The following is a 26948-nucleotide window of genomic DNA, read 5'->3' as shown; positions in this document are numbered from 1 at the left end:
CGGTCTCATACGTTCATGTCCCAGTGACCGCTGGTTCCTCCCGCTCGCTGGTTCGCGTCCCAGGAGGGGACGTACGTGTGGACTACAGCCGCCAAAACCAATGGGCCGATCTGGTCAGCTACGATGGAATAACGCGTTACCGAAACGATGGGCAAGGGTACCAGTTGCTCCCTCCCGGAGGTATGCTTCCATCTCAATCCTACTGAAAGCGGCCTGACTGGTTTCCACCCAAATCCGACCGTCAGCTTGCAGGTGCCGATCTCAATGCCCGGCGCACCTTAGCTTCGAACCCTTTGCCGTACTTGTCGATCAGTCTCAGTTGCGCGGTCTCATGCCGTTTGATGAACGGTGCAGCGGTTCGAACAACCTGGCGCTCTAGATCAGCGCAGGTCCGCTGCGGCCTCACTCGCGACACAGCGGTCTCAATGTCGCGGGCCGTGGACAGCGCGATGCGGCGTTGATCCTTCTGAAATGTAAGAACATCCTTTTGGAGCGCCTCGTAGACGATCTTTGTCCGAGCGTCCGGACGGCCGCTTGGTCGCCATTTTGGCTGAGTGGCATCGAGCCTCAACCCTACGCTCGATGAACCGATACTACACGAACGTGGACCCGGCACGTATCGCATGTTCTTGGTGAACGACACCCTCATCGCTCCCGCTGTACGTTTCCTACCGATAGGGTTCAGCGGACCTAGGCGAGCAATATCTCGCTCTATGCCAGGGAGCGTGTGCCCTCGGATCGTGAAGTACTTCGTACTCTCGACTAACTCGACGGCGTCACTCGACGTCGGTAGGCCGATCAGAAAGATGCCTGCGAGGATGCGACGAATCCACATTTCGAAACCATCCCTTCGTAGTATGCAGAGTATGAACTACTAGACGCCAGAGTTAATCCAAGAGGATCGCCCAAAATATTTACATGATGTCGTTCTGATGTCGTAGGGTCAGGGTCATTGTCCCTTAGCCACAGGCATGGGGGGCGCGCCTGAGATGCTCATCTCACCCATCCGGCAGCGGCGACCTGACTGAAAGCGGACCGGCAGCAAACCACCCAAAACCGTCGCAGTCTGCCGAGATCGTGTGGCTTCATGTATCGTGGCCGATGCGTCGACCGTGGCTGGCGACCTGTTCCATTAGATCGGCGATCGGGTCGGCCGGATCTACCGTTAAGGCGGCCTCTACGCTCGACAGCCTTGCATGGACGAACGGCGCCGCCTTATGTGCAGCGTCCACGCGCGTCGCCGTGTCGTTTGCTTCTTCGCGCATGACGGACAGCATGTAGTCTAGTGGCGTGATCCCGCCCGCAGCAACCGCGGCCACCTGCTCGGCCGTACGTTTGTTCTGAGTACCTGCGGGCCTGCCTGCGCCTGGTCGCCGACCACCTCGCATCACGACGCCCCGCGGCCCTTGTTACGGTTTAGCTCTTCCTCGATCGCTGCCAGACGCGGCCCTAGGTCGGCCGTTTCGATCGCCTTCCGCTGCGCTTCGATGATCGCGACAAGGCTTTGCGCCTCGGCCGGGGCTATCTCACCGGATGCGGTTGCCTCGATGATGCGGGCCAGCGCCGCCTTCACGCCTTCTGCCGTGTCGGCTGGGGGAAGGTCGAGGATTACGATGCGAGGCTCGGGTGCGGGCTTTGCATGGAGATACGGTGCAGCTTTCTCGGCCGCCCACTGGCGCACCTCGGGCGTGGCAGTCTCGTCTCGTAGCTTTTCGACCATGAACTGGATCGGCGACAGGCCGTCGCCCATCGCCTCCAGCAGCTCGGCCGTGCGCTTCCCACGGCTACCCGCCGGCCGCCCCGCGCCTTCCCTGGCACCACCCGCCGCCATCAGTTGCGGCCCGATACGGAAACGAGCGTCAGGGGGCACGGGGCCGTTTCCTGTCCGGGCGGCGCCGTGATCCGGCGCAGCATCAGGAGCATGTCATCCGACTGGCGCGGCGGGAGGCCGTTCGCTTCCAGCAGCTCGTCGACTGCATCATCCGATGTCGTCGCCTCGGCATAGGCACGTACCACAATGAGGCGGGCTGGCACCCTGCCGATGATGGCCTCGGCGCGGGCAATACGGGCGGTTATGCTAGACATGAGTTCCTCCCACGCTCCAACTTTCCATAGGCGGGATGGGCCAATAGGTAGGCGCTTTGGGGTCCATGAACCCCACGAGCACGACATCAAGCGGCCCAACCGTCACGCCAGAGAGGCGCGCGGCTTCGGCGATGTCCTCCGCCTGATGCCCGTCACGGGCGTAGCAGGTCCACCATGCCTCCCCATAGGCAGGTGGACGATCTTTGATACCCGATTGCTTCTCGGCACGGACCACACGGTTGGAAAGGCTGTTCATCGCGAACGCTCCACCGTCACCTCGAGCGGCTTGCGCCGGTCGTCTTGGCTCCCCTCCACCATCGCCACGTTGCCCCCTGTAGCCACAGCGCCCGATGTGGCAACCGAACGGCGATAGACTTGGCCGAGAAGGCGCAACGTGTCCTCTTCGCTCTTTCGCGTGGTCGGCTTCGATAGAAGGATCCTGGCTCGCCCCGGGTTGAGGAGCGCATCCGCTACAAGGTCGTCCACGGTCGCAATGCCGGCGGAGCGAAGATCCGCCACCGTCTTCGCGCCTACGGCACCGGCAAAGGCTGCGAGCGGGCCACCCGCCACAAAACCACCGACACCGCCGGCCGCGGTCGGGGCGTTCGATAGAAGCCGCGCGAGGATGCTCGGCTGCCCGTCGCCCTTGCCGGCCGAATAGAGGTTCTGGGTCGTATCGGATCCGCCGGGCATCTTCACGGACGATAGCGAGCGGTTGGCCTGCTGAAGATCCGTGGCGATGGCCTGCATGGTGGCAATCTCGTCGCCGCTGAAGCCTGCCGCCTGCAGCGCCGCGGCGTTCTTGCGCATGAACGTCTGGAACTGGTCGGCCTTGATCGTTCCCAGCCCCGACGTTCCGGCTTCCGTGTTCCCGACGAGTTGGAGGCGGATGTGGTCGGCAACCGCTTGCCGAAGTCCCTTCTGCGCTTCCTCATCCGAGCCGATCGCCGCTCGAAGCTGACGCATCCGGCCTGTGGCGTCCTGCGCACCGAAGATGCTGCCCACCGTGCGCGTCACGTCGCCAGGATCTTCGACCTGGAGAAGCCGACCGAGCGCGCCTTTGCTCATCTCAGCTTGTACGGCTTTCTGGCGTTTCACCACGTTGCCCATCGCGTCTGAGATACGGCCTGCGTCGGCGAGGGTGCGGTCCAACTCGGGGAACGAGCGCAGCGCGTCCGCATGGGCACGGCGCCACCGATCGACCTTGCCGGGGTCCAGCGTGCCATCCTCGCGCATGGCGACGGCCCGCAGGCGGTCTACGGCATAGTCCTGAAGGATCGGCAGGGCTTCGCCGTCCCCGACCGCACGACGGAACTGCGCAATCGCCTCGGCGCTGTCGGCACGTGGGTAGAAAATCCGGCCGGGAACCGTGCTGTTCGCGGTCGCATAGGGGCCGGTTGCGGTCGAACGCTGGCGGATCGGGCCGAGCGTGCGATTGTCGAAGGTCTCGGCACGGTTGCGGGTGGCGTCGCGCGCTACCGTTAGGCGACCGAGGGCGGCGTCGTCGAAGTTGGGGACAAGATCATCTCGCGATAATCGCGGATCGCGCGCAACATCTCGAGGTTGGCCTCGCGTTTGGCCTTCTGCTCGAGGTGAGCCAGAAACGGCAGGCGATCGACCTCCGCCATTTCCTGCAAAACCTCGTGGACCGTCTCCCCCGGCCGCTTGGAGCTCTGCTCGCTCTGCAATCCATCGTTCCTGTTCACGACGCAGCGCAGCTGCCAACGTGTTTTCTACCCGCATCTCGCCGCGGGCAACGGCGCCCTGTTCCTGCAGCGCCTTGTTGAGCGTCACCCGCTCGAGCTGCTGCTGGATCGCGTTGTTGGCCCGCGAGAGGCGAGCATAGGCGGGCGTCTCGCCGTTCGCCAGACGCTCGGCCCGCATCTCGCTCTTGATGCGGCTCTGAAGGTCCGTGACCTCGCGGAACGGCATGACCTCGCCGTATTGCTCGATCACGTCATAGATGGCCGCCTCCTCACCGCTCGGCGGCTTGGCCGACAGGGTGAGGTTGCCGCGCTCGCGTGCGGCCTGGCTGCGAATGCCGTCCGTCCCGATGACGAGTGAGCCGTCCGGATCGACCGCCGACCACAGCGCACGTTCCTCGGCCTTGGCACGGGCTCGCGCCGCCTCGAGGGAAGCCCGCACACGCTCGCCGGATGCCTCCGGCCCCGTTCCCTGCCCGATGCTTACCGCGCGGTCCTGCGCCCCCCTGCGGGCGTCTGCAATCGCTTGCTCGGCCGTGTCGTCGATCGACCGCAGGCGCGAGCGTAGGGCCTCGGCCACCTTCTCCGGAGCGCCGCCTTGCTGGAGACCGTCCAGAGCGCCAAGGCGCGCTTCGTTCTGGTCTGCGCGCCGCTGGGCGAAGGCTTCAGGCCGCTTCACCGCCGCGCCTCGCTCAAGCGCCAGCAAGCCCATGTCGCCCGTCACCTGACCTGTGGTCGGCTGGGAGCCGGGAACGAGCTCGTCAGGCATGTCGGCGAGCTGGTCGCGCGCGCCCTCAAGGTCGGATGCGCTGCGCTGGAGCCGCTGGGCTGCCAGCCGTTCGCGGCCCGCCTGCGTGGTCGGGGCGAGGTAGTCGCCGACCGCCCGCCCCGTCGTGCGCAGAAGCCCGGGGATGCCGCCCGCGGCTGCGAGCGTGCCACCGGCTGCGATACCGCCAGCGAGGCCCGACACGGGGTCGTAGGCATCCGGCGTCGCTTCCATGGCTGCCTGAGCGCCCGCGCCGCTGCCAGCGCCGACGATGGCATTCCCCGCCACCTCGCCCACGCTGCCCGATCCACCGAGGATGCGGGTTGCCATGGCTTCCGCCTGCGGGGCCACGATGCCGGCACGAGAGGCCGCACCGAGCGCGCCGACAGGGGCAACGGCATAGCCCGCACCCTGACCGGCCGCCCGTGCCAAGCGGTCGCCTGTATCGCGCGCAACCGTGTTCTGCGGGTCCAGCTCCGGACGGATCGCCCCCAAGGTCTCGGCGATGTGGCGCGAGCCGCCAAACGACGTGTCGGGGATCTGGTCCACCTCCGACCCGGTCGCCGCGTTGTATCCGCGGATGCCGATATTCATCGCGCCGCGCATCAGGTCCACCGGAGCGCCTGCCACGGTATAAAGGGCCTCGTTTGCGCCGGCCGCCGCATTCATCGCGGCGCCGCCGAACTGGCCCGCCTCGAGTGCGCTCGGCTGCGGCTCTTGCTCACGCTTGGCCGTAACCCCGATGGATGACGCGATTTCGTCCACCGTCCGGTTTTGATCCTCGGGCGACAGTTGCAGAAAGCTGTCATCCACGCGGACGCGGCGTCCCTCGATGTTGAGAACGGGCATTAGTCCTCCATGCTCCAAGAGACGCCGGCAGAGGATTTGCCGCCGCTGCGCCGTTCGCTGGTCGGGTTCGCAGTCACGGGCACATCGCCAAGCTGCGTCGCACTGCCAAGGCCGAGTTTCAGCGCCTCGAGGGCGCGAGTGCGCGCGGCTCGCTTCTGGGCGAGCACTTCCTTGCTGTCGCCCGGCTGCGGCAGGAACATCGGGGCGTAGATTTCAAATTCCTGGTTGGTGATGGCGGCGCCCGTGTCCTTGCGTAGGATCGCCGTCAGGAACTCGCGCCCCGCCTGGTTGCCGACCTGAAACTCTGGGCTGGTCAGATAATTGCCGCCGATCGGCACGCCGTTGGCGAACCGCTGCCCCGCGCTCGACAGGGCATCCTCGTTCTGGTCGATGGTCGGAAGGGCCGCACTGCCGCGCTGGTAGTAATTCAGGTCCTTGGATTGGCCTTCCGTCAGCTTCATGCCGGCGCCACCGATCTGCACCGTCCCGTCCGGGCCGATTGTGATGCCTTGGCTGTCCTTTGCCGCCTTCGAGCCACCCACGGGCACCATGGATCCCGTCGCCGGGTCCCAATAGCCGCGGCGTTCCTGCCCAGTCTCGTCATCATAGTAGGTTTGAAGCGTTGGCGGCTTGGCACCGACGCCGATGAACTTCGCGAACTCAGGATTGCTTTGGGCAAGCTGAAAATTGCGCTGATCGGCCGTCAGGTTATCGCCGCGTCCCTTCGCCAGCCGCTCGCGCAAGGCCATCTCGCGGTCGAACTGTTGCTGTTTCATCGCCATGCCGAACGCCTCGCCCACGTCGAGACCGGCATCCACCTGGTCGGCGATGTGCGGGTAATTCTGACGTAGGAACGCCTTCGTCTTGTTCTTCTCGGCCTTGGCCTCCTGAAGGCGAGCCGCACCCGTCAGGGCCTCGCCGACGCCTTCGAAGGCCCCGCGATCCGATCGGCGCGTGCCGTTGTTCGCCAGAAGCGCGAGACCCGCTTGCGTCAGGGGGTTCATCAGGCGGTCGTTGAACGTCTGCGGCGCCTGCGGAACGGCCGGTTCCCCCGACACGGCGGGATTGCGTGCCAGCGCCGCAGGGTCGCCACCGCCGAAGCCGAGGAAGTCTTGGATGCCGTCAAAAATGCCCATGGTTTCCATTCCCTCCAATCACCAGAAACCGCCTTTGCCGCTCTTCTCGGCCTTGCCGATGGCGTCTCTCGTGCTCTTGCTGATGCTGGGGCCGTTCTCGCGACTGCGACTGGCGAGTGAGCGATCCAGATCGGCGCGTTCGCGTGCAGTTGGGGCGTTGGGGCGATCCGGCAGCGAGTTGGCGTAGCCGTTACCGGCACGGCTCTGCGGCGAAGGCCCGATGAGGCCGCGATTGATGGCCCCGTTGGCGATGGCACCGCCGAGGAGGCCACCCACAGGACCCGCCACGGCACCGCCCAGGAGGCTACCGGCGACCACTGCGGCACGCTGGCCCCACGACTTCGATGCGGGCTGCGCGGGCTCGTTATAGGTCGCAGTGGGCGCGGTCTGAGGCGCGTAGCTGGTCGGTTGCGTCGGCTGGGCCGGGCGGGCGGTCGGGGTTGCGATGGCAACACGATCCGGAACCGCGGCAACGCGGGGCGCAGGGCCGACCGTGCGAGAGACGGTGATCGGTTCGGGCCGCTGCGCAAAGGTCGGCGCCGGTACGCGGTCGGGCAGGCCGCCTGCGGGTGATAGCGGGCTGGTGGTCGGGCTCACCTTGGACGCGCCTAGAAGGCCCTCGAGGGAAGGTCGCTCGAGGCTGCGGGGCGAGCCGACGCGGCCAGCAAAGCCGGACGACACGGGCGCCGGGCCGGTCGCCGTGCTGGTCGGCATGGTGGCGGCTGCGGCAGGGGTCACGCCCAACAGGCCAGCACGGGCCGAGACGGATGGGGCAGCCGGGGCGGGACGGTTATACCGATCGGCGACACTCGGTCCCCACTGGCGCGCGGGCTCCATCGGGCCGAGACGGTCGCGCAGGTTGGCTTCCTCCTGCGGCGTCGGGGCGAGCCCGGCCGTGACGCTCTGCGGAGCCACACGGGAGCCCTTGAGGCCTGGCTGTGTCTCTGCGTAGCGATCCAGCATGGACCGGGGCGCCTGCATGGGCATATGCCCGCCGAAGCGGGAGGGATCGGGCGCAGCTCGCGCCGAGGCCACGCCGTTGGCCACACCCGGCACCAACTCGCGCGGGGCAGGCGTCGGGGTCGGAACCATGCCCGTGACACGTCCACCACGCGGCGAGGGCTGATAGTCGGCCAGGAGGCCGCCACGGGGCGCCGCGGTCGGGGTCGGGACGTTGCTACCGAGCAAGCCGCCGCGAATGGCGCGCTGGGCACCCGTCTGCTGCGGCGCTGCGGCGTAGGCGGTCGCCGTTGTCGGCGCCTGCAAGCGGGACGGATCTACACGGGCATAGCCTCGCGCCGTGCCAATCGCCCGGTTCTTCGGATCGGTGAAATACTGGTGTCCGGTCGTGGCGGCGACCTTGCTAAGGCCCTTCGGAAGGTTCCGGGTCGCGCTGGGGGTCGCGTAGAACGTGCCCCGATGGATTGGCCCCTTTTCCTGCACCTCGCGCCATGCCTGTTCGGCGAGGTCGCGATAGGCGTTGACGCCCTTCGGAAGCGCCTTGCCATAGGCGTTGAACTCGCGACGGACGCCAACGACATCCTGCGGCGTCTGGCCGGTAAGGGCTGCGCGGTTCGCGATAACGGATGCGATACCGAGGAAGTCGTCATAACGCGCTTGGCGGGTGCCGCTGACGCCTTCGCCGAGCATCACGTCGATAACGGATCGGGCGGTCATGCGCGGCCCTCCGTGTTCGTGTAGGTGCCGACCTGAGCGCATCGCTGGGCGCACAAGGCCATCGCAGCCGCCGCGCCGAACGAGGCCGCAGCCGACCACAGAAGCTCCACGCGCACCTCATAGGGGGATTGCGACAAGGCCGCTTCCATCCCCTCGAGCGAGTAGGCGAGCGCCTTATCATCGGCCTCCCGGTGGATCTCCACGAGGTCGGCCATGGCCGTAGGCGACTGCGCCGCCGCTATCATGCCATCGATGTAATCGCGGATCTCGGGCGGGAACTCGACGGGGCCGAAGACGGTCCCTGCGCCACACATCTGCGAACCATCAACCCATGGGAGCCGGACACCCAGCATCAGGCAGCGCCCGGACAGGTGTTAGACGGGCGAAAATCGCCCTTGCGGAACACGCCGGGGAAGGTGCGGCCCATGCGGTCGAGCTTCTCGGCGACCGCGATGATCGCAAACTCGCCAGGCGCCATACCAGCACGGTTGGCAGCGTCGAACAGTTCCTCGCGGAACTCGCGATCGACGTTGGCACCGTTCAAGAACAGTCGGGCCGAAGGCATGATGTGGTCCTCCATCGTTGGGAAGACCACAGCACGAACTAGCCGCCGTGGGGACTATACATGTGTGACGGCAGGTGCCTCAGCACCTTATGCTGACAGGATGGGGCGTTGAGCAGCCGTGTCTGCTTGGCCTACTTCATGTTGGCGTCGAAGATCCGGTCGAACTCCCCCGTCGCCTTCGTCAGGTGCAGCCACTGGTCGACATAGGCCTTGAACGCGGTGTCGCCGCGCGGCAGCAGAAAGCCCATCTCGCCATACTGGAGCGGCTGGTCGGGGTTTACGGCGCAAAGACCGGGATGCAGCTTTTCCTGTAACTTCACCTCAACGGACTCGGCCACCATGACGTCCGCACGCTTCTCGGCAATCTCCTGCCAGATAACCCGGTTATCGGGAAAGAGCTGGATCTGCGCGTTGGCGAGGTTAGCGCGGGCGAACTTTTCGTTGGTGCCCCCGGGGTTCACGACGACGCGCGTCGTCGGCTGGTTGATCGCCTCGGTGGTCTGGTACTTCGAGACGTCCTCGCAGCGCACGATAGGCGCTTTGCCGTTGACCAGGTAACCCTCGCTGAAGAAGGCTTCGCGCTGGCGCGGCAGTGTGACCGAGATGCCGCTCATGGCGACGTCGCACTTGGACTTGAAGTCCGCCATCAGGTCCGACCACTTGGTCTGGATGAAGACGGCCTCAGCATCGAGCGACTTGGCGAGCGACCGGCCGAGGTCGATGTCGATACCAACAAAGTCGTTCGCGCCGTCGGGGCGGTAGGAGAACGGGCGGTAATCGCCTGTCGTACAAACGTTCAGCACCTTGCGCGTAACCACGTCGTCAAGACGAGACACCGGCTCGGCTGCAGAGGCGTAGGCTGACATGCACCCGATCGACCCTGCCAAGCCATACAGGATCGTCATTCTGATGCCTGCCATGTCCGTACCTCAAATTGCGGCAGCCCTTTGCTGCGGCTTACAGGGTAACGAGAGGAAGACCTGGGTCAACGCCATGGTTTGATATCCGCTTTCGATCTGTTCGAAACACAGCAGGCTCTCACACGCCTTCTCAGAAGCGGATATGCGCTATGGCACGGTACAGCTCTCACTACCGACGGCCGCCGGGGAAGGAGCCTCGATACAGCTTGGGGGAGGACAGGCGCTTGGTGGCGGAGCGCGACTACCAGTTCAGCCTTTATGCCGTGAACGTTATAGCTTCGAACGGGTTGACCGGGCGTCACGTCCTAGCAGTTCCCGTCGCGATCAGCGCGGTGTCCGTAACCGTTGGCGTCGTGTTGACTGAGGAAGACTCCCGCAAAGCCGACCTCGGCGACTTCGAGGATATCGCTTCGCTCGCGAACGCAGTGCAAGGCGGGTTCAAACGGTTTCGCACGTTTCCAGCCAACGAGTTGGGCCGCTTCGTTCTGTAGGGACGCAACCCAAACGCTAGCCGCGTACGTCGGTGTTCCAGCAAGCGGACGTCTAAGCACTCACAATCGAACTTCCATGCGGGTCGGTCCATGCCGTCGGTTGGCCATTCACCGACAACAGGAAGGCACCTTGCGTCGGAGCGTCTGCTGCTGTGAACCCGAGATGGGGCATGACGCCAGGAGCCTCGTTGCAGATCCAAATGTCCGATAAGGTGGACGCACGGTCGGCGAAGGTCCTGCGGTCCTCGTCGGCAGTGACGTAGGCGAGAACGGCTGTATGGAAGACGACCAGCGTAGCGTCCTGTGGTGCCTGTCGGCATAGGGCCTCGAACTCGGGACCCAGCAGGTCGCCTTGGACGAGCTTCGGCTCCTCCGCAGCTACGATGTCGAGCGCGAGACGAAGTCGGTTTCGGCGCTCGATCTGTTCGGGCCAGACGAGCGTTTCGAGCCATGCCGCCTCGTCCGGATCGGCAGCATCCAGCGGGTTGAGATCAAGCCCGGCTCGCCAAACGATCTGCGGTAGCGCTTTGGGGACCTCGATCGTTTCGCCTGCCGCACATGGGAAGACGGGATAGGGTTTTGTATGTTCCGCAGGCCGGAGACTCCGCGAGGGGTAGTCGTATCCGTAGCGGTCGGGGAACAAGCAAAGCCCGGCGGACGCTCCGACCTCTAGCAGTGCTAGGGGTTGCGGTAAGCTTGCCAGTATCGGCAGAAGCACGGCGCATCGCCCCGGTTCGTTGGTTTGGGTCGACCGTTCCAGCATTACGGACCGAACCGCATCGGAGCGATCCAGAAGACCCTTGCGGAACTCAGCATAGTTCGACGGAACGCCCAGGACGTGCCGATAGGCAGCGAAGAGAAGGTTAGGTTGCTGCTTGGATGTTGGCATGCCCGCGATTAGGGAGAGGACCGTCTCGTCCATCGCCACCCCCATGGCGAGGTGCTCATACAACGGAGACCTGCCGCTTGCCTCTCGAACCGCGAAACGCTGGTAGCGCGAGGACAGCTCGCTTCGATCTGCACCAACCATCATGGTCACAGGCCTCGTGCCGATCACTGAAGACGAAGGACAGTTCTAGCATCGGAACGCGAAAAGCGGACAGGCCGGAAACCACCCGGTCGAGCCGATTGACGCGGACGGAAGCGGACGCCTAGAAGCGGTCCATCCGCTATCGACCCCTTTCCGACATCCGCATGTCGAACGGCGCTTCTCGAATACGGACATTCCCGCCTTATCGTGCCGCTACCAGCCCAGCACCCAACACCAGCAGAACGGCACCCAACAGAGGCGCGGCGACCTGTTGAAGGTTGAAGCTGGGCGCCCGGGCAAGGTCGACGGCCAAGCCTATGATAAGTTGGCTTGCCACAAGGGTTGCGATGGTCGCAGTCGGCCCTAGGCGTTGATAGCCGTGGATGCTGGCGAAGACGAAGAACGAGCCAAGCAGGCCCGGCAGGACATGGAAGGGCCGGAACGCTCCGACCGCCTCGGCGATGCCCGCGAACCCGTCGCGGACAAGGAGGAGGGTCAGGAGCGCCGACAGGCCAACCGCGGAGTTCGTCGCGAGCACGACTACGATGCTCGACGCTGATCGCACCATGTTCGCCATCAGGAGGTTCTGCGCGACGAGCGCGCCTCCCGCGATGACGAGAAGGCCTATCACCGGGTTGATCACCTTACGTCCGGCTCGCCGGACCCGAGCGTAAGCTGAAGGAAGGCCAGGTCGAGCCAACGCCCGAACTTGGTGCCGACCTGCTTCAGGTGTCCCGTCTTCTCGAAGCCGAGCCTCTCATGGAGGCGGATGGAGGCTACGTTCTCTGCCTCGATGCCGGCGACCATGACATGCTTCCCACATCCGCGAGCCCGTTCCATCAGCACCGACATCATGGCAGCACCGACGCCCTTCCCACGCTGGTCGGATCGCACATAGACCGAATGCTCGACGGTATGCCGATACCCGTCCCAGGCCCGCCAATCACCGAACGAGGCGTAACCGGCGACCGCGCCGTCTCCGTCGATCGCGACGAGGACGGGATAGCCCACCTTGTTGCGGTCGCCGAGCCAAGCCATCCGGTTGGCCTCGTCGACCTCGGCCTCGTTCCAAATCGCCGTCGTGTTGAGCACGGCGTCGTTGTAGATCCGGGTGATGCCGGGAATGTCGGCGGGGGTGGCGTCGCGAATGTCCATCTTGCTCTCCTGTCGCTATGGTGACGATTATGTCTATCATAGTGGACGGATCAAGCAAGCTCGTTCAGTCGGCTTGTCTCATTTGGTGGACAGAACCGCCACAAGGTAGGTGCAGTCGGCGTTGCTCCCGTTGACGAAGGCGCAGTCAGCGGGCGGGCCGAGTTCGAGGCAGTCACCCGCAGACATATGGTGCTGGACTGTTCCTTCCACGAAGGTCAGCTTCCCCTCGAGCACGTGAATGAGTTGCCGTAGGAAGGCAAAGGCTGACCGAGGCATCGGAACCGTCTTGCCGGGCGGCAGCGTCACTCGAACAAGCTCCAAGGGCAGGTCCGAATGTGGCGAGACATGTCGCCGAACGTATCCTGTCTCGGGGTCTGTCCAGACGGGTTGGTCTGCCACCTTCAGAAGGCGACCTGTGTTGGTTTCGGCACGGGCGATCAGGGTCGAGATGGTCAACCCGAAGGCCCCCGAGAGTTTTCCCAACAGGTTAGCTGTCGGACTGCTCTCGCCCCGCTCGATTTTATGGATCATGGCACGGGAAACAGCGGCGCGCTGGGCGAGTTCGGTCAGCGACCAGCCTCGGTTCTCGCGCTCGAGCTTAATCCGGGAGCCTAGATTGGTGTCGATGTCAGCTACGTTCATAGCGACACTATATTAGACAACTGGACACATCGCCATATTGCAGTGCGATCCGCAGCGATGGTGTCAGCTATCGACCTTACGAGCCCAGAAGCGGACTGACTGTTTTCCACCCCGTCCGGTCTTCAGAAAGCATGGAAGCGGACATCTGAAAGCAGTCGGACGGGTTTCGACCCTTGATTGCCATTCCCACATGTCTTGCGGTTTCTCAGAAGCGGACGCAAAGCTGACGGAGGTGGCAGTCGTCTCGCAGGCGACGTTGGCGCAGGCTTCGCTACCCGCGATCGCCGGGGCGATGGACATCTACGCCGCGTCCCGGCGCATCCGCGGCAGCGGACGGATCGCTTTGGCGAGAGGGCGGAACCTGGGGCCGGCTACGAACATCGGCGGGAAAGGATCGAAGAGGATTCCGTTGTGGTGGGCTTCATGCCGCCCGAGGTCCGATGTTCCAGTCGCTTTCCCTTCTGCCCCTGCTCGCCATCTTCGCAGCAGCTGCCGGCGCCATCTGGATCGCGGGCGTCCAGCTTTCCAACACGACCGACATTCTCTCGCAGCGGTTCGGCTTGGGCCAGGCGCTGGGCGGGGTGATTCTGCTGGCGATCGCCACCAACCTGCCGGAGATCGCGATCACCGCCAGCGCCGCGGCGTCCGGCAATGTCGGCGTCGCGGTCGGCAACATCCTGGGGGGCATCGCGATCCAGACGGTCGTGCTGGTCGCGTTGGACGCCTTCGGGGTGAAGGAGAAGGTGCCGCTCACCTACAAGGCGGCGAGCTTGACGCTCGTCGTCGAGGGACTGCTGGTGGTCGCCGTTCTGATCGTTTCGATCATGGGAACGCAGTTGCCCGCATCGCTCATCTACGCCCGCATCGCGCCGGACGCCTTGGTGATCGCGCTTTTGTGGATCCTCGGCGTCTGGCTGATCGGACGGGCCCACAAGGGTCTGCCCTGGCACGACAGCGCGGGCGACGCACCGGACACCCAGGACCAGCCGAAGGGCCATTCGAAGCGCAAGACCGAGCAGGATGCGACAGCCAAGGGCAAGAGTACGGCACGCACCGTTGCGGTCTTCCTGATCGCGGCGGTTGCGACGCTTGCGGCGGGCGTCGTCCTGGAGCGTGCGGGCGACGGCATCGCCGACCATATCGGCATGAGCGGGGTTCTGTTCGGCGCAACGGTGCTGGCGGCCGCAACCTCGCTGCCAGAACTCTCGACGGGGCTGACCTCGGCGCGGGCCGGCGACTACCAACTGGCGATCAGCGACATCTTCGGCGGCAACGCCTTCCTGCCCGTGCTCTTTCTGCTGGCGACATTGATCTCCGGAACGGCGGTGCTGCCCCAGGCGCAGGCGACCGACATCTATCTCGCCGGGCTCGCGGTGCTGCTCACCAGCGTTTATCTCGCCGGCCTGATCTTCCGTCCCAAGCGGCGCGTTCTGGGCATGGGCATCGACTCGCTGGCGGTTCTGGTGCTCTACACCGTCGGGATCGCCGGATTGTTCGCAATCGCACTCCTGGGCGGGCAGTCCGGCAGCTAGGCGTCGAGGCAGATGCCCCATGCCGTCGCGACGGCGTTCCGCTATCGGCCTATCCGAACCGCCTGGATCACATGCGGCTGAGTGATCCATCTGTCGTGGTCGACCGTACCGGCGCGCGCCATCGGGTCCGACTGCTAAACCGAGATATCGAAGCGACGCGCGAGGCGATGCAGTCCGAGAAGGGCGAGGATGCCAGCCAGCCCCCAGAACGCCGTGCGGTGTCGGTCCGTGAACATCTGGATGCTGCGGGGCTTGGCGCGATCGTCAAAGCGTCCGTGCGAGCCGTAGTCGCCCTTCACAGGCTCAAACAGGTTGCTCGGGGCGTCAGCGGCCTTCGGCTCCTGCGTGAGCTGTCCGGAGTAGCCGCTTCGGGCGAGGTAGCGGTCCAAAAGCCCAGGCGCGATCCGGTTGGCGAGAATGGCCTGGACGGTCGGGTAGCCGACCCAGACGTTGCGCCGGTTGTGTTCGGCGGCAAAGCGGATCGCGCGCGCCGGAACCTCGGGCTCGAAGATCGGGGGCACGGGCTGGGGGCGACGGCCCATCTTGTTCAGAGCCCAGTCGAACTGCGGCGTGTTCACGGCCGGCAGATCCACCATGGTGATCCGCACGTTCAGCTTGTCGTGGATGATCTCGGACCGAAGCGAGTCCGTAAACCCGCGGATCGCAGCCTTAGCCCCGCAATAAACCGACTGAAGCGGGACGGAGCGGTAGGCCAGTGCCGACCCAACGTTCACGATCACACCCCGGTCGCGCGTGCGCATGCGCTTGAGAGCCGACATCATACCGTGGACCTGGCCAAGATAGGTGACCCGTGTTCCGCGCTCGACCTCTTCGGGCGTCAGCTTGGCGACCGGCGAGAACACGGTCGCCATGGCGACGTTGACCCAGACGTCGATGGGTCCGAGTTCGCGTTCCGTCCGCTCGGCGGCGGTCTCGACGGCCGCCGCGTCCGCAACGTCGGTTGGGATGGCGAGAGCGCGGACACCTTGTTCCCGTGCGTAGGCGGCGGCCCGCTCGAGCCGTTCGGGATCGCGCGACAGAAGGGCGACGTCGTAGCCCGCCCGGGCGAACTCGTCGGCCGTCGCCCGCCCTACACCGGCGCCCGCGCCTGTCACCACAACGATCTTGCTCAAGGTTCCATCCCCCACACCCGAAGTCGCCGATCAACTTGCCGTTCGACCGGATGCGGCAATGGTCGGCCGTCAAATTTAATGTCGCGCCCCGGTCGCCCCCTCGTTCATCCGACTGCTCGTCAGGCTGGCCGCACTCCCTGTACGCACGTGCTAGTCACGCTTCTGTTTGAGCGCATGCGTCGGGTGCTGGTCGTCCGCTTTCCCCGCGGTTGCGCCGATGGCGGACTAGATGCTTTCCATCCGGTTAAGCCGATCGGTGCTGGGGAAGCGGAAGGCCGGAATCAGTTCATCCGCTACCGACCCTTCTCTAACGTGAGCCAAACAAATCCCAACGTACGGAAAGCTGCCGTGCGATCAAAAGATCGGACAAACCGGCCCATCAGCATGCAACATTAAATTGCGCGACAGCATCTTGTGGGCTGTCTAGATCGCCACATGTCGGCCACGTTACATTCTCGTAAGGTTGGGGACATATGGAAAGCACTGCATTGTTGATCGGCTTCATCGTGATGTCGATCGGCTCGCTCGGCATCTACGCCACTGGCTCGAAGACCAGCGCGATCCGGCATCACACCCAGATCCATTCGCTGGTCCCGTTCATCGCTGGTCTGCCCCCTGAAAAGTGGTCCTCCCTGAAGTAGGCTTTCGAGCCGATGGAGGATGCCCAAATGGGACAGAAGAAGCACAAGCCGGAAGAGATCGTTGCCAAGCTGAGGCAGGTGGACGTTCTGCTGTCTCAGGGCCGCCCGGTAGCCGAGGCGATCCGCACGATCAGCGTGACGCCTTTCACGTATTATCGGTGGCGCAAGGAGTTTGGCGGGCTGAAGTCGGACCAGGTGAAGCGTCTGAGGGACCTGGAGAAGGAGAACGAGCGCCTGCGCAAGGCGGTCTCGGATCTAACGCTGGAGAAGCTGATCCTGAAAGAAGCTGCATCGGGAAACTGGTGAGCCCCTCTCGGCGCCGTCGCTGCATCGACCACGCCGTGCGCAAGTTCGGCGTGTCGGAGCGGCTGGCCTGCCGGGTTCTGGGGCAGCATCGATCGACACAGCGCAAGGCACCCAAGGGGCGAGCCGACGATGCGGCGCTGACGGCTGACGTCATTGAGTTGGCAACGCAGTATGGGCGCTACGGGTATCGCCGGATCGCCGCCCTGCTGCGCGACGCCGGATGGCTCGTGAACGTAAAGCGCGTCGAGCGGATCTGGCGGCAGGAAGGCCTGAGGGTGCCGGCCAGGCAGCCCAAGCGCGGACGGCTCTGGCTGAACGACGGATCCTGCGTTCGGCTTCGGCCAGAGTATGCCAACCATGTTTGGTCCTACGACTTCGTCGAGGGTCGAACCCATGACGGCCGTAAGTTCCGGATGCTGAACGTGATCGACGAGTTCACCCGGGAGTGCCTGTGCATCCGGATCGACCGGAAGCTGCGATCTACCGACGTCATCGACGTTCTGTCGGACCTCTTCATCCTCCGCGGCGTGCCGGGGCATGTTCGCTCCGACAACGGTCCCGAGTTCATCGCCAAAGCCGTTCGCGAGTGGATCGCGGCGGTCGGGGCCAGGACCGCGTTCATCGAGCCGGGCAGCCCCTGGGAGAACGGTTATTGCGAAAGCTTCAACTCCAAGCTCCGCGACGAACTCCTCAACGGCGAGATCTTCTACAGCCTAGCCGAAGCCCGGATCGTCATCGAGAGCTGGCGCTGCCACTACAACACCAAGCGACCGCACTCCTCGCTCGGCTACCGGCCACCCGCTCCAGCCACCGTGCCGTGGCCGGCTGCGCCACCCCAACCTGCTTCGCCGGCCACCTCTACCGTCGCCTGCAAGCCCACCATGCATTAGATTGAAACCGGGCCACCTAACCGGGGCAGGCCAACTAGCGGGCGATGGTTGGTCGGTCATGATCAACTACTCAGGCAACGAAGCGCCAGCATCGGCGCTGGTCGACAAGATCGGCACAGCGGGTGGGCAAGCCATCGCGGTCAAAGCCGACGTCAGCCGGCCGTCCGAGGTCGGCGCGTTGTTTGACGAGACGTCTCGCGCCTTCGGCGGCGTCGATGCCATCGTCAACAACGCGGGCATCATGAAGCTTTCTCCCCTCGCTCAGACAGAGGATGATCTCTTCGACCGACATGTCGCGATTAACCTGAAGGGCGTCTTCAACTGCCTGAGGGAAGGCGCGCGTCGCATACGCGAAGGCGGACGGATCGTGTCCTTCTCGTCCAGCGTCGTCGGCCTCTACCAACCGACTTACGGCGCTTATGCTGCCACCAAGGCGGGCGTCGAGGCGATGACCCACATTCTCGCGAAGGAACTGGGTCCCAAGAAGATCACGGTCAATGCGGTTGCCCCAGGGCCGGTCGCCACGAAGCTCTTCCTGGATGACAAGACCGAGGAGCAGATCGCGACGGTAGCCAAGATGATCCCGCTTGGTCGGCTGGCGGAACCCCAAGACATCGCTGCGGCCGTCGCCATGCTTTTAGGGCCAGACAGTCACTGGATCACGGGCCAGGTCATCCGTGCCAATGGCGGCGCGATCTGAGGGGGGACGAGACATGACACTGATCGCCCTTGTCACCGGCGCATCGAGCGGCTTCGGCCAAATGATCGCGCGCGACCTCGCTCAAGCAGGCCATACCGCCTATGCCTCGATGCGCGGCACAGCCGAGAAGAACGCCGGCAAGGTGAAGGAAAATGCTGCCTTCGCTAGAGAACACGGTGTCGACCTGCGGTCGATCGAACTCGATGTGCAAGACGAGGCGTCGGTCCGGGCGGCTGTAAAGGAAATCATCGACCGGCACGGTCGCATCGACGTGCTCGTGCACAACGCCGGCCATATGATGTACGGGCCGCTCGAAGCGTTCACGCCGGATCAATTGGCACAGCAGTACGACGTCAACGTGCTCGGCACGCAGCGCTTGAACCGTGCTGCGCTCCCGCACATGCGTGCAGCCGGTTCCGGGCTGGTTGTCTGGGTGTCGAGCACCAGCGTCGCCGGGGGAGTGCCGCCGTTGCTTGGACCCTATTTTGCAGCCAAGGCAGGGATGGATGCGTTGGCGGTTTGCTATGCGAAGGAACTCGCGCCACTTGGGATTGAGACCGCCATCGTTGTGCCTGGCGCGTTCACGTCAGGCACGAACCACTTTGCGAATGCTGGTCATCCCGACGACGCGTCGGTCGCCGGCGAGTACGATGTTGCACTGCCCGAGCGCTTTGCAGAACGGATCCAAGACGGACTTGCGAACACCGTCCCCGACGACGCTGATCCAAGTGCGGTAGGTCGGGCGGTGGTCGACATCGTCGCGGCACCGCAGGGTAAGCGTCCCTTGCGCACCTATGTGGATCCTGCCGACGACGGCGCGGCGGTAACTTTCCAGGTGATGGATCGAGTTCGCGAGCAGTTCCTGCACCGGATCGGATTTGCGGAACTGCTGCACCCAACGGTCGGGTAGATTGGTCGGGATCGCAGCCAGCGACATTGCCGTCCTCAATTGTCATCGGCGGACGTCGTCATGTCCGTCGATGATGTTCACTTGCTCGGCTGCCGACCCGAGAGCGGACTGAACTGGCAACCGCCTAACCCGCATCAGCACCAGCAGCCGCCAGCATATGACCTCAACCGCTCATGCTTTGTACCGCTTGAGCCAATGCGCGTAGGGCGAAGGAAGCGTCGCCTAAGGACGCCTGCTCAATTCCGAAGGCCATGACCGCGATGCTGTTGTGGATCGCAGAAGCCTGTTCGAGACCGACATGGTCGGGCGGACGCCGCTCAAGCGGCTTGGGCAGTCCGCGGACATCGCTCGGGCGGTCGCGTTCCTCGCCTCCGACGATGCCGCTTAGATCACCGGCGACCGCTTGGCGGCTTCGGGCGGGTTCACCGGCTGAGGCTCAGTTCTGCACCATTCGCATACGGCGATGTCTGCTTTCTTCCGGACACCGTTCCGAAGCGGACTGGCAGGTTTCCACCCATTAATGACGGCGAGCGATTTGCGATATCTACGAAAGCCGGCCACCAAAATCGCAGTGACACCTATCCACGCGGGTGGTACACACGACCTTGGAAAGCAGCGTGTAAGTTGTTGTTTTTGCTGGTCGGTACTCGGAAAAGGGGCAATCCTTTCCTGGCACCAATCCTCTCTCATACGATGAGATGCAGGAGTTTCCGCAGAGACGATGGCTTCCAAGCATCTTTTGGGGGTGCGCGAGAGCCAAGCGATTTGTCTGCCGACATTTCGATAAAACATCAGCGCTTCGCGAGCATGTCGCGACTGATCTCGTCGTCTCTCGCGGCCGACGTGGCGAGAGCATGACCAGGAATGCGATCGAGGTTGATCGTCTGCCTCCGGCAGCCTTCGCTGAATCAAGCTTGTCGCTGGATCCTTTGATATCTGATCGCTGGTAAAAGGTTGTGCGGTCGTTGGTGGGCTAACCCGTCCAGCATCACTTTGGACACCGTTGGAACCGCGTCGTTGAATCCGCAGGACTGGCTTGTCGGTAGCGCGGTCGACGGTGGCGAGATGCGCCGACCTTCGGCCAGATCTCAGTCCCTCGTGATGGCGGAGAGGATAACCGAGCGCTACGCCGTCTTGGCTTCGACATTCGAAGCGGCCAATCGTTGGGCCAATCGGATTGCGGCATGGAGCGCGCCCGGATCGGCGATGCCCTGGCCTGCGATGTCGAAGGCCGTCCCATGGGCGGGCGTCGTGAACACGGTGTCGAGACCGGCCGTGACCGTGACGCCGCGATTGAACCCCTTCAGCTTCGTCGCGATCTGACCCTGGTCGTGATACAGGGACACGACCCCGTCATACGCGCCGCCGAAGGCCTTCACATAGACGGTGTCGGCCGGAAACGGTCCCTCGCAGCCGATGCCGTCCTCCCGCGCGGCGGCCTCGACGGCCGGACGGATGACCTCGATCTCCTCCCGTCCAAACAGGCCGTTCTCGCCGCCGTGCGGGTTCAACGCCGCGACCGCGATGCGGGGGCGCTCGACGCCGGCCCGGCGCATCATCCGGTCGCACAGGCGAATGGCGTCGCGGATGGCAGGCCCCGTCACGCCGTCCAGCGCCTCGCGCAGCGAGACGTGCGAGGTGACGCGCGACATCCACCAGCCTTCCAGGACGTTCATCTCGCTGAAATAGGTCGTGTGGCCGAGGAGATGGGCGAACATCTTGTGCTCGTCGGGAAAGCGCCAGCCGCCGTCGAACATCGCCCGCTTGTTGAGCGGGGCGAACGATACCGCATCGACCTCACCACCTTGGGAAAGCTCCACCGCGCGCGCCAGGGTCTCGCCGGTCAGTCGTCCCGACTCCGCCGAGGCCAGTCCCTGCGGGAACAGGGCGGGGTCGGTATTGGCGAGGTCGAGGATCGGCACCGTGTTCTCGTCCTGCCAGTTTACCGCCTTCGGCGAGGGGACCGCCTCGAGGCGGACTGAAACGCCGGTCTGCGCGAAGGCACGGTCCATGACGCGCCGGTCGCCGACGACGACGAGGCGCGGGTCGCCCGGCCCCCGCGGATGGGCCAGGACCCTGGCGAGGATCTCGGGGCCGATGCCGGTGCAGTCGCCCGGCGTCACCGCGATCACGGGTTCGGTCATGTCGGCTTCCTTCAGCTGTCGGCCAGCGCGTCGAGAACCGCCTGCCCGCAGGCGCGCGTGTCGGCCGTGCCCTTGAGGTCGGCCGTCCGGGTCGCGGGGTCGGCGAGTGTCCGCTCCACGGCCCGAACGATCGCGCCCGCCGCCTCCGCGTGTCCGAGGTGCTCCAGCATCATCGCGCCGGTCCAGATCTGCCCGATCGGGTTGGCGATGCCGCGACCCGCGATGTCAGGGGCCGAGCCGTGGACCGGCTCGAAGAGCGAGGGAAAGCGGCGTTCGGGGTTGATGTTGGCGGAGGGCGCGATGCCGATCGTGCCGGTGCAGGCGGGCCCGAGGTCCGACAGGATGTCGCCGAAGAGGTTGGAGGCGACCACCACGTCGAAGCGGTCCGGCTGCAGCACGAAGCGCGCACACAGGATGTCGATATGGTCCTTGTCCCAGCGCACGTCCGGATACTGGACTGCCATCGCCTCCACCCGCTCGTCCCAGTAGGGCATGGTGATCGAGATGCCGTTGGACTTGGTGGCCGAGGTCAGGTGCCGCTTCGGTCGCGCCCTGGCCAGCTCAAAGGCGAAGCGCAGGATGCGGTCGACGCCGATACGGCTCATCACCGTTTCCTGCAGCACGATCTCGCGCTCGGTGCCGGGGAACATGCGCCCGCCGACCGAGGAATACTCCCCTTCGGTGTTCTCGCGCACGACCATGAAGTCGATGTCGCCGGGCTCGCGTCCCGCCAGAGGCGAGGGCACGCCCGGCATGAGGCGCACCGGGCGCAGGTTCACGTACTGGTCGAACTCGCGGCGAAACTGGAGGAGCGAGCCCCAGAGCGAGACGTGGTCCGGCACCTTGGCGGGCCAGCCGACCGCGCCGAAGAAGAGGGCGTCGTGCGAGCCGATGCGGCTTTTCCAGTCAGCCGGCAGCATCTGCCCGTGCGCGAGATAGTAGTCGCAGGAGGCGAAATCGAAATGGTCGAAGGCAAGGTCCAGCCGGAAGCGCCGGGCCGCGGCTTCGAGAACCCGCACGCCCTCCGGCATGACCTCGATGCCGATCCCGTCGCCCGGTATGACCGCGATGCGCTGCGTGCTCATGCCCGCCCTCCCGTCACGCGTTGTCGCCGAGGATCGCCGCCACGGCGGCCGCCGTGACGGCGTCGGTCGTCGCCTGCCCGCCAAGGTCGGGCGTATGCAGCGCGGCATCGGCGGTGATGCGCTCCACCGCACGCATGAGGCGCGCGGCGGCAGCCCCCTCGCCGATGTGCTCCAGCATCATCGCGGCCGACCAGAAGGTACCGACGGGGTTCGCGATCCCTTTCCCGGTGATGTCGAAGGCAGAGCCATGAATCGGCTCGAACATGGACGGGCTGCGCCGCTCGGGATCGAGATTGGCTGTGGGCGCGATTCCGATCGACCCCGCGAGCGCTGCCGCCAGATCCGACAGGATGTCGGCATGCAGATTCGTCGCGACGATCGTGTCAAGGCTCTGCGGCTTCATCACCATGCGCACCGTCATGGCGTCCACCAGCATCTTGTCGTGCGTGACGTCGGGAAAGTCCCGCGCCACCTCGGCGGCGATCTCGTCCCAGAGCACCATGCCGTGGCGTTGGGCGTTCGACTTGGTGACGATGGTCAGACGCTTGCGCGGACGTGCGCGCGCCGTCTCGAAGGCGAAGCGCATGATGCGCTTGACCCCCGCCCGCGTGAAGATCGAGACGTCGGTCGCCACCTCCTCCGGCAGGCCCCTGTGAGAGCGCCCCCCCTGCCCCGCATATTCGCCTTCCGAGTTCTCGCGCACGATCACCCAGTCGAGGTCACCGGGATCGAGCGCGCCGAGCGGCGAGCGGATTCCGGGCAGGACGCGCGTCGGCCGGACGTTGGCGTACTGGTCGAGCGGCTGGCAGATGGCGAGGCGCAGACCCCAGAGCGTCAGGTGGTCGGCGATGTCGGGTGCGCCGACCGCGCCGAAGAGGATGGCATCGAAGCGGCGAAGCTGGTCGGCCCCGTCGGCGGGCATGAAGGCCCCCGTCCGGCGGTAGCGCTCCGATCCCCAGTCGAAGGGCTGAAGGTCGAGCGCGAAGCCGCCGTCGCGTTGCGCCGAGGCTTCCAGGACACGACAACCGGCGGCCACGACCTCGATGCCGATGCCGTCGCCCGGTATGACGGCGATCCGGTGTTGGCGCATGCCCCTGTCTCCCTTTTGGCGCCGCAAGGCTCGCTTGCCACGGGCTATGCTGTCAACCATTATTGTTGACAATTTACAGATAGACGATCATGCCGTTCGACGGGAGGAACGGCGATGCAGCGAACGGGAAGCGTATCGGGTGCGACGGAGGCGTTGATGCCGGGGTTCCGCGTCGAGCGGATCGATACCGGCGGAGCCCTGATCCAGACGGCGATCGGCGGCGCCGGACCGCCGCTTCTCCTGATCCACGGCAACCCGTTGACCCATGTCAGCTGGCATCGCGTGGCGCCTCGGCTGGCCGAGCGCTTCACCGTCGTCGCGCCCGACCTTCGCGGCTACGGCGACTCGTCCAAACCCGACGGCGGCGAGGACCATGCAGCCTACTCGTTCCGCGCCATGGGCGAGGACATGGTCGCGGTAATGCGGCATCTCGGCTTCCGGCGTTTCGCGGTGGCAGGGCACGACCGGGGCGCGCGCGTCGCCTTCCGGATGGCGCTGGACGGTCCGGACCGCGTCCAGCGCATGGCCGCGCTCGACATCGTGCCGACCTACGAGCTTCTCTCGGCCGTCACGCTGGGCTGGGGGCTGGAGAGCTACCACTGGTTCTTCATGGCGCAGAAGGCGCCCTTCCCCGAGAAGCTGATCGGGGCGGACCTCGACTATTACATCCACTACAAGCTGAACAAGCGCGGCGTCGGACTCTCGATCTTCGATCCGCGCGCCTTCAGCGAATACGCCCGCTGCACGACCGCGGAGCAGATCCACGCGGTCTGCGAGGACTACCGGGCGACCGTGACGCTGGACTACGCGATGGACCGGGCCGACCGGGAGGCGGGGCGACGGATCCGCTGCCCCGTGCTGGCGCTCTGGGGCTCCAACAGCCATGTCGGCCGCCATCTGAGGCCCGACGAGGCCTGGGGACGCTGGGCGGACGACTATCGCGGCTTCGCGATCCCGACCGGACACTATCCGGCCGAGGAGCGGCCGGATCTCGTCGCGCCCGCCCTTCTCGACTTCTTCTCGGGCGGCGAGCCGCGGGGCCCTTAGGCCGCGGCCAGCACCTCCGCCTCGATGGCGCCGAGGATGCCGCGCGTCATGTCGGCGGTGCCCCCGGTACCGCGAATGTCGCGGGTGCGGGTCGACGGATCGGCCAAGGCCGCCTCGATGCCGCGCCCCATCAGCCGGGCCGCCTCCACGGCTTCCGGCACGCCCCGGTCGTGGCCGAGCCATTCCACCATCATGCGGGCGGACTCGATCATCGCGTAGGGGTTGGCGATGCCGCGTCCCGCGATGTCGGGCGCCGAGCCGTGCGTCGCCTGCGCCATCGCGATCTTGCCCTCGCCGATGCACAGGCCCGGCGCCATGCCGAGCCCGCCGACCAGCCCCGCCGCCTCGTCGGTCAGGATGTCGCCGAACATGTTGGTGGTGACGATGACGTCGAAGCTCTGGGGATCGCGGATCAGGCGCATGGCCATCGTGTCGACGATCACCTCGTCGCAGCGCACGTCCGGAAACTCCTCGGCCACGCGCCGGCACTCCTCCGCGAACATGCCGCAGCCGAGCTTGAATACCGTGTTCTTGTGCACGAAGGTCAGATGCCTCGCAGGGCGCTGGCGCGCGATCTCGAACGCGGCGCGCGCGACGCGCGCGGAGCCGCGCCGCGTGATCACGCGCACCGAGATCGTCATGTCCTCCGAGGGGCGGAACTCGCCCGAGCCGGCCACGACGTTGCGGTCCGGCTGGAAGCCCTCGTTGTTCTCGCGCACGATCACGAGGTCGACGTCGTCGTAGATCGCGCCGAGACCCGGAAAGCTCCTCGTCGGCCGCACGTTGGCGAAGAGGTCGAAGTGCTTGCGCAGGATCGGATGCGGATTGATCGCCCCTTCGACCTTCGGATAGGCCTGATGCCCGATCGGGCCGAGAATGAAGCCGTCGAGCTTCGACAGCGCGTCCAAGGTGCCGTCCGGCATGGTGGAGCCGTGCGTGTCGAGGGCGCGGCGGCCGATCGGCATGGGCCGCCAGTCGATCGCCAGGCCTGTACGCGCGGCGGCGGCACGAACGACCTCGACCGCGGCCGGCACGATCTCGTGGCCGATGTCGTCGCCGTCCAGGATGCCGATCGTCAGGTGATGGTCAGCCATGTCCGCTTCTCCGTCATGCCGCGCAGAGGCGCGCGATGGCCCCGGCGTCGCCCGTCCCGGCAAGCGCCCAACCGGCCTCGATGGCGCGGGCCGCGGTATCCGCCCCAACGACCGGTTCGGCCTGTCGCCGGAACTTCTCGGTGATCGCCTCGTCCGAAAGGGGCCGTTCGAGACTGCCGATCGCGTGCTCGACGTGAAGCTCGATCCGCTCGCCGTCCTCCAGCGTGACGGCGATCCGCACGGCGTCCTCCTCGATGCCCGGCTCGACCTTGGCCTGGACGCGGTCGCGAAGGGCGATGATCTCGGGATCGCGCGCCCGCTCGTCCGTGAAGGCCGTGGGCGTGCCGTCGCCGTGAAGCAGCGCGACGGCCGCCGCGTGGTAGACGCTGAACTTCGATTCCAGGCCGGTCTGCGGGGTCCGCTTGCCCGTCAGCTCCAGCACGAGATAGTGCGTGCCGAGCTCGACCGAGCGGATCCGCGTCACCCGTTCGCCCAGGCGCTCGCGCAGCTGCGAGCAGCCGTCGATTGCGGGATGGATGACGATGCCGCAGGCATAGGGCTTGTAGCTGTTGAGCTTGGCCTCCCAGCGCGTCCCCAGATCGTCGACGATCTCGCCGTAGTCCTGCTTGGTGGACAGGACGTTGGCCCAGCCGCGCGGCGCCTCGATGGCCTGGAGCGAGGAGTCGAAGTTGGCCTTGGCGAGAAAGGCCGCCGCCGCCCCGTTCTGCGCCGCGCGCCCGGGATGGAAGCTCTTGCACATCGTGCCGAACATCTCGCGAAAGCCCGACGACTGCGTCGCGGCGATCCCGTAGGCCCAGGTCATCTGCCGCTCGTCGAGGTCGAGAAGCCGGCCGACGGCTGCCGCCGCGCCGAAGACGCCCGTGGTTCCCGTGATGTGCCAGCCCCGGTCGTAGTGCTCGGGATACACGGCGTTGCCGATCCGGCACTCGACCTCGACGCCCGCCACCAGCGCGGCGAGGAAGGCCTCGCCCGTAACGGGCCGCGCCTCCGCGACCGCCAGGATCGCGGAGGCGACCGGGCCGGCGGGATGGATGATCGTCTTCAGATGCGTGTCGTCGTAGTCGAGGACATGGGACGAGATGCCGTTCATCAGCGCGGCGTGGAGCTCGTCGAGCCGCTCGGAGCGCCCGAGGACCTGGGCCCGCGCCGGCCCCGAGAAGGGGGCGAGCGCCGCGATCGCGCGGTCCACCGTCTCGTGCCGGGCGCCGCCCAGCGCGCAGCCCAGCCAGTTGACGAAGGTGCGCACGCCCTCGCGCCGCACCGCTTCGGGAATGTCGTCCGGGCGCAGGGCTACCGTCCAGGCGGCCAGGCGCCGGGTGATGTCGGTATCGGTCAT

At 65.6% G+C, this 26948-nt stretch carries 28 protein-coding genes; 7 read left to right on the top strand and 21 right to left on the bottom strand.

Going from position 1 to position 26948, the window contains the following annotated elements; translation table 11 throughout:
* Nucleotides 1–241: 241 nt before the first annotated feature.
* The 11 genes from BLQ76_RS22770 to BLQ76_RS07645 all read right to left on the bottom strand — a co-directional run bounded on the left by BLQ76_RS22770 (nt 242) and on the right by BLQ76_RS07645 (nt 9647).
* A complete protein-coding gene (locus BLQ76_RS22770) occupies nt 242–835 on the bottom strand; it encodes a DUF922 domain-containing protein (protein ID WP_090671280.1) in 594 nt (197 codons plus the stop codon).
* A gap of 250 nt (nt 836–1085) precedes the next feature.
* A complete protein-coding gene (locus BLQ76_RS22335) occupies nt 1086–1277 on the bottom strand; it encodes a hypothetical protein (protein ID WP_183193157.1) in 192 nt (63 codons plus the stop codon).
* 110 nt (nt 1278–1387) lie between these two features.
* Nucleotides 1388–1750: a hypothetical protein gene (locus BLQ76_RS07680; RefSeq protein ID WP_090671277.1), complete on the bottom strand. Its 363-nt coding sequence runs from the start codon at nt 1748–1750 to the stop codon at nt 1388–1390.
* Between the two features lie 80 nt (nt 1751–1830).
* Nucleotides 1831–2085: a hypothetical protein gene (locus BLQ76_RS07675; protein WP_090671274.1), complete on the bottom strand. Its 255-nt coding sequence runs from the start codon at nt 2083–2085 to the stop codon at nt 1831–1833.
* Nucleotides 2078–2341: a hypothetical protein gene (locus BLQ76_RS21670; RefSeq protein WP_139183956.1), complete on the bottom strand. Its 264-nt coding sequence runs from the start codon at nt 2339–2341 to the stop codon at nt 2078–2080. The genes BLQ76_RS07675 and BLQ76_RS21670 overlap by 8 nt, the downstream gene beginning before the upstream one ends.
* Nucleotides 2338–5403, bottom strand: coding sequence for a hypothetical protein (locus tag BLQ76_RS07670; RefSeq protein ID WP_090671272.1), 3066 nt, complete (start codon nt 5401–5403; stop codon nt 2338–2340). The genes BLQ76_RS21670 and BLQ76_RS07670 overlap by 4 nt, the downstream gene beginning before the upstream one ends.
* On the bottom strand, nt 5403–6548 hold the full coding sequence (locus BLQ76_RS07665; protein ID WP_090671270.1) for a hypothetical protein: 1146 nt from the start codon (nt 6546–6548) through the stop codon (nt 5403–5405). Before BLQ76_RS07665 ends, BLQ76_RS07670 begins: the two co-directional genes overlap by 1 nt.
* A gap of 9 nt (nt 6549–6557) precedes the next feature.
* Complete coding sequence (locus BLQ76_RS07660) at nt 6558–8216, bottom strand: hypothetical protein (protein ID WP_090671267.1); 1659 nt, start codon at nt 8214–8216, stop codon at nt 6558–6560.
* Nucleotides 8213–8530 carry a hypothetical protein gene (locus BLQ76_RS07655; RefSeq protein ID WP_090671264.1) on the bottom strand — a complete coding sequence of 106 codons (318 nt, stop codon included), beginning with the start codon at nt 8528–8530 and terminating at the stop codon, nt 8213–8215. Before BLQ76_RS07655 ends, BLQ76_RS07660 begins: the two co-directional genes overlap by 4 nt.
* A 38-nt stretch (nt 8531–8568) precedes the next feature.
* Nucleotides 8569–8796, bottom strand: coding sequence for a hypothetical protein (locus tag BLQ76_RS07650; RefSeq protein ID WP_139183954.1), 228 nt, complete (start codon nt 8794–8796; stop codon nt 8569–8571).
* 116 nt (nt 8797–8912) lie between these two features.
* Complete coding sequence (locus BLQ76_RS07645; protein WP_244519515.1) at nt 8913–9647, bottom strand: transporter substrate-binding domain-containing protein; 735 nt, start codon at nt 9645–9647, stop codon at nt 8913–8915.
* A 281-nt stretch (nt 9648–9928) separates the two neighbouring features.
* On the opposite strand from BLQ76_RS07645, the gene BLQ76_RS07640 reads away from it, so the two are divergent.
* Nucleotides 9929–10192, top strand: a complete 264-nt coding sequence (locus tag BLQ76_RS07640; protein ID WP_244519514.1) for a hypothetical protein — start codon at nt 9929–9931, stop codon at nt 10190–10192.
* A 52-nt stretch (nt 10193–10244) separates the two neighbouring features.
* On the opposite strand, the gene BLQ76_RS07635 is transcribed toward BLQ76_RS07640, so the two are convergent.
* The 4 genes from BLQ76_RS07635 to BLQ76_RS07620 all read right to left on the bottom strand — a co-directional run bounded on the left by BLQ76_RS07635 (nt 10245) and on the right by BLQ76_RS07620 (nt 13019).
* The gene (locus tag BLQ76_RS07635; protein ID WP_244519524.1) at nt 10245–11225 is read right to left on the bottom strand and encodes a DUF2332 domain-containing protein; all 981 of its coding nucleotides are present in this window, start codon (nt 11223–11225) and stop codon (nt 10245–10247) included.
* 199 nt (nt 11226–11424) lie between these two features.
* A complete protein-coding gene (locus tag BLQ76_RS07630) occupies nt 11425–11853 on the bottom strand; it encodes a DMT family transporter (RefSeq protein ID WP_244519513.1) in 429 nt (142 codons plus the stop codon).
* An 8-nt stretch (nt 11854–11861) separates the two neighbouring features.
* Nucleotides 11862–12377: a GNAT family N-acetyltransferase gene (locus tag BLQ76_RS07625; RefSeq protein WP_090671240.1), complete on the bottom strand. Its 516-nt coding sequence runs from the start codon at nt 12375–12377 to the stop codon at nt 11862–11864.
* Between the two features lie 78 nt (nt 12378–12455).
* Nucleotides 12456–13019, bottom strand: a complete 564-nt coding sequence (locus BLQ76_RS07620; protein WP_090671237.1) for a helix-turn-helix domain-containing protein — start codon at nt 13017–13019, stop codon at nt 12456–12458.
* A gap of 440 nt (nt 13020–13459) precedes the next feature.
* On the opposite strand from BLQ76_RS07620, the gene BLQ76_RS07615 reads away from it, so the two are divergent.
* On the top strand, nt 13460–14551 hold the full coding sequence (locus tag BLQ76_RS07615) for a sodium:calcium antiporter (RefSeq protein ID WP_090671234.1): 1092 nt from the start codon (nt 13460–13462) through the stop codon (nt 14549–14551).
* 134 nt (nt 14552–14685) lie between these two features.
* Here the strand turns inward: BLQ76_RS07615 and BLQ76_RS07610 are convergent, their stop codons facing one another.
* Nucleotides 14686–15684 carry an SDR family oxidoreductase gene (locus BLQ76_RS07610; RefSeq protein WP_090671232.1) on the bottom strand — a complete coding sequence of 333 codons (999 nt, stop codon included), beginning with the start codon at nt 15682–15684 and terminating at the stop codon, nt 14686–14688.
* 473 nt (nt 15685–16157) lie between these two features.
* Here BLQ76_RS07610 and BLQ76_RS22045 point away from each other — a divergent pair, with 473 nt between their 5' ends.
* The 4 genes from BLQ76_RS22045 (at nt 16158) to BLQ76_RS07595 (ending at nt 19131) form a co-directional block, all read left to right on the top strand.
* Nucleotides 16158–16325, top strand: a complete 168-nt coding sequence (locus BLQ76_RS22045; protein ID WP_183193158.1) for a G protein-coupled receptor family protein — start codon at nt 16158–16160, stop codon at nt 16323–16325.
* A gap of 27 nt (nt 16326–16352) precedes the next feature.
* Nucleotides 16353–17521 (top strand): IS3 family transposase gene (locus BLQ76_RS07605; RefSeq protein WP_090671230.1). Its coding sequence is split into 2 segments (ribosomal slippage): nt 16353–16617 and nt 16617–17521, totalling 1170 coding nucleotides; the frame shifts between segments, so codons are not numbered across the junction.
* 1 nt (nt 17522) lies between these two features.
* A complete protein-coding gene (locus BLQ76_RS07600; protein ID WP_342028242.1) occupies nt 17523–18221 on the top strand; it encodes an SDR family oxidoreductase in 699 nt (232 codons plus the stop codon).
* A 13-nt stretch (nt 18222–18234) separates the two neighbouring features.
* Nucleotides 18235–19131: an SDR family oxidoreductase gene (locus tag BLQ76_RS07595; RefSeq protein WP_090671225.1), complete on the top strand. Its 897-nt coding sequence runs from the start codon at nt 18235–18237 to the stop codon at nt 19129–19131.
* 1124 nt (nt 19132–20255) lie between these two features.
* On the opposite strand, the gene BLQ76_RS07590 is transcribed toward BLQ76_RS07595, so the two are convergent.
* From BLQ76_RS07590 to BLQ76_RS07580, 3 genes are read right to left on the bottom strand one after another with little or no spacing between them, the layout of a single operon-like run.
* The gene (locus tag BLQ76_RS07590) at nt 20256–21275 is read right to left on the bottom strand and encodes a PdxA family dehydrogenase (protein WP_090671222.1); all 1020 of its coding nucleotides are present in this window, start codon (nt 21273–21275) and stop codon (nt 20256–20258) included.
* Nucleotides 21276–21286: 11 nt separating this feature from the next.
* Entirely contained in the window at nt 21287–22360 is a 1074-nt protein-coding gene (locus BLQ76_RS07585; protein WP_090671219.1) for a tartrate dehydrogenase, read from the bottom strand.
* 13 nt (nt 22361–22373) lie between these two features.
* Entirely contained in the window at nt 22374–23450 is a 1077-nt protein-coding gene (locus BLQ76_RS07580; RefSeq protein ID WP_090671216.1) for a tartrate dehydrogenase, read from the bottom strand.
* Nucleotides 23451–23606: 156 nt separating this feature from the next.
* Between BLQ76_RS07580 and BLQ76_RS07575 the strand changes: the two genes are divergently transcribed.
* Nucleotides 23607–24497, top strand: coding sequence for an alpha/beta fold hydrolase (locus BLQ76_RS07575; protein WP_244519512.1), 891 nt, complete (start codon nt 23607–23609; stop codon nt 24495–24497).
* Here the strand turns inward: BLQ76_RS07575 and BLQ76_RS07570 are convergent.
* Entirely contained in the window at nt 24494–25591 is a 1098-nt protein-coding gene (locus BLQ76_RS07570) for an isocitrate/isopropylmalate dehydrogenase family protein (RefSeq protein ID WP_090671209.1), read from the bottom strand. The two genes, BLQ76_RS07575 and BLQ76_RS07570, sit on opposite strands and share 4 nt — an antisense overlap.
* 13 nt (nt 25592–25604) lie before the next feature.
* Complete coding sequence (locus BLQ76_RS07565; RefSeq protein ID WP_090671207.1) at nt 25605–26948, bottom strand: MmgE/PrpD family protein; 1344 nt, start codon at nt 26946–26948, stop codon at nt 25605–25607.

This window comes from Aureimonas jatrophae, assembly GCF_900104035.1.
GTDB classification, from domain to species: domain Bacteria; phylum Pseudomonadota; class Alphaproteobacteria; order Rhizobiales; family Rhizobiaceae; genus Aureimonas; species Aureimonas jatrophae.
This window is presented reverse-complemented; position numbering and strand designations above follow the sequence as displayed.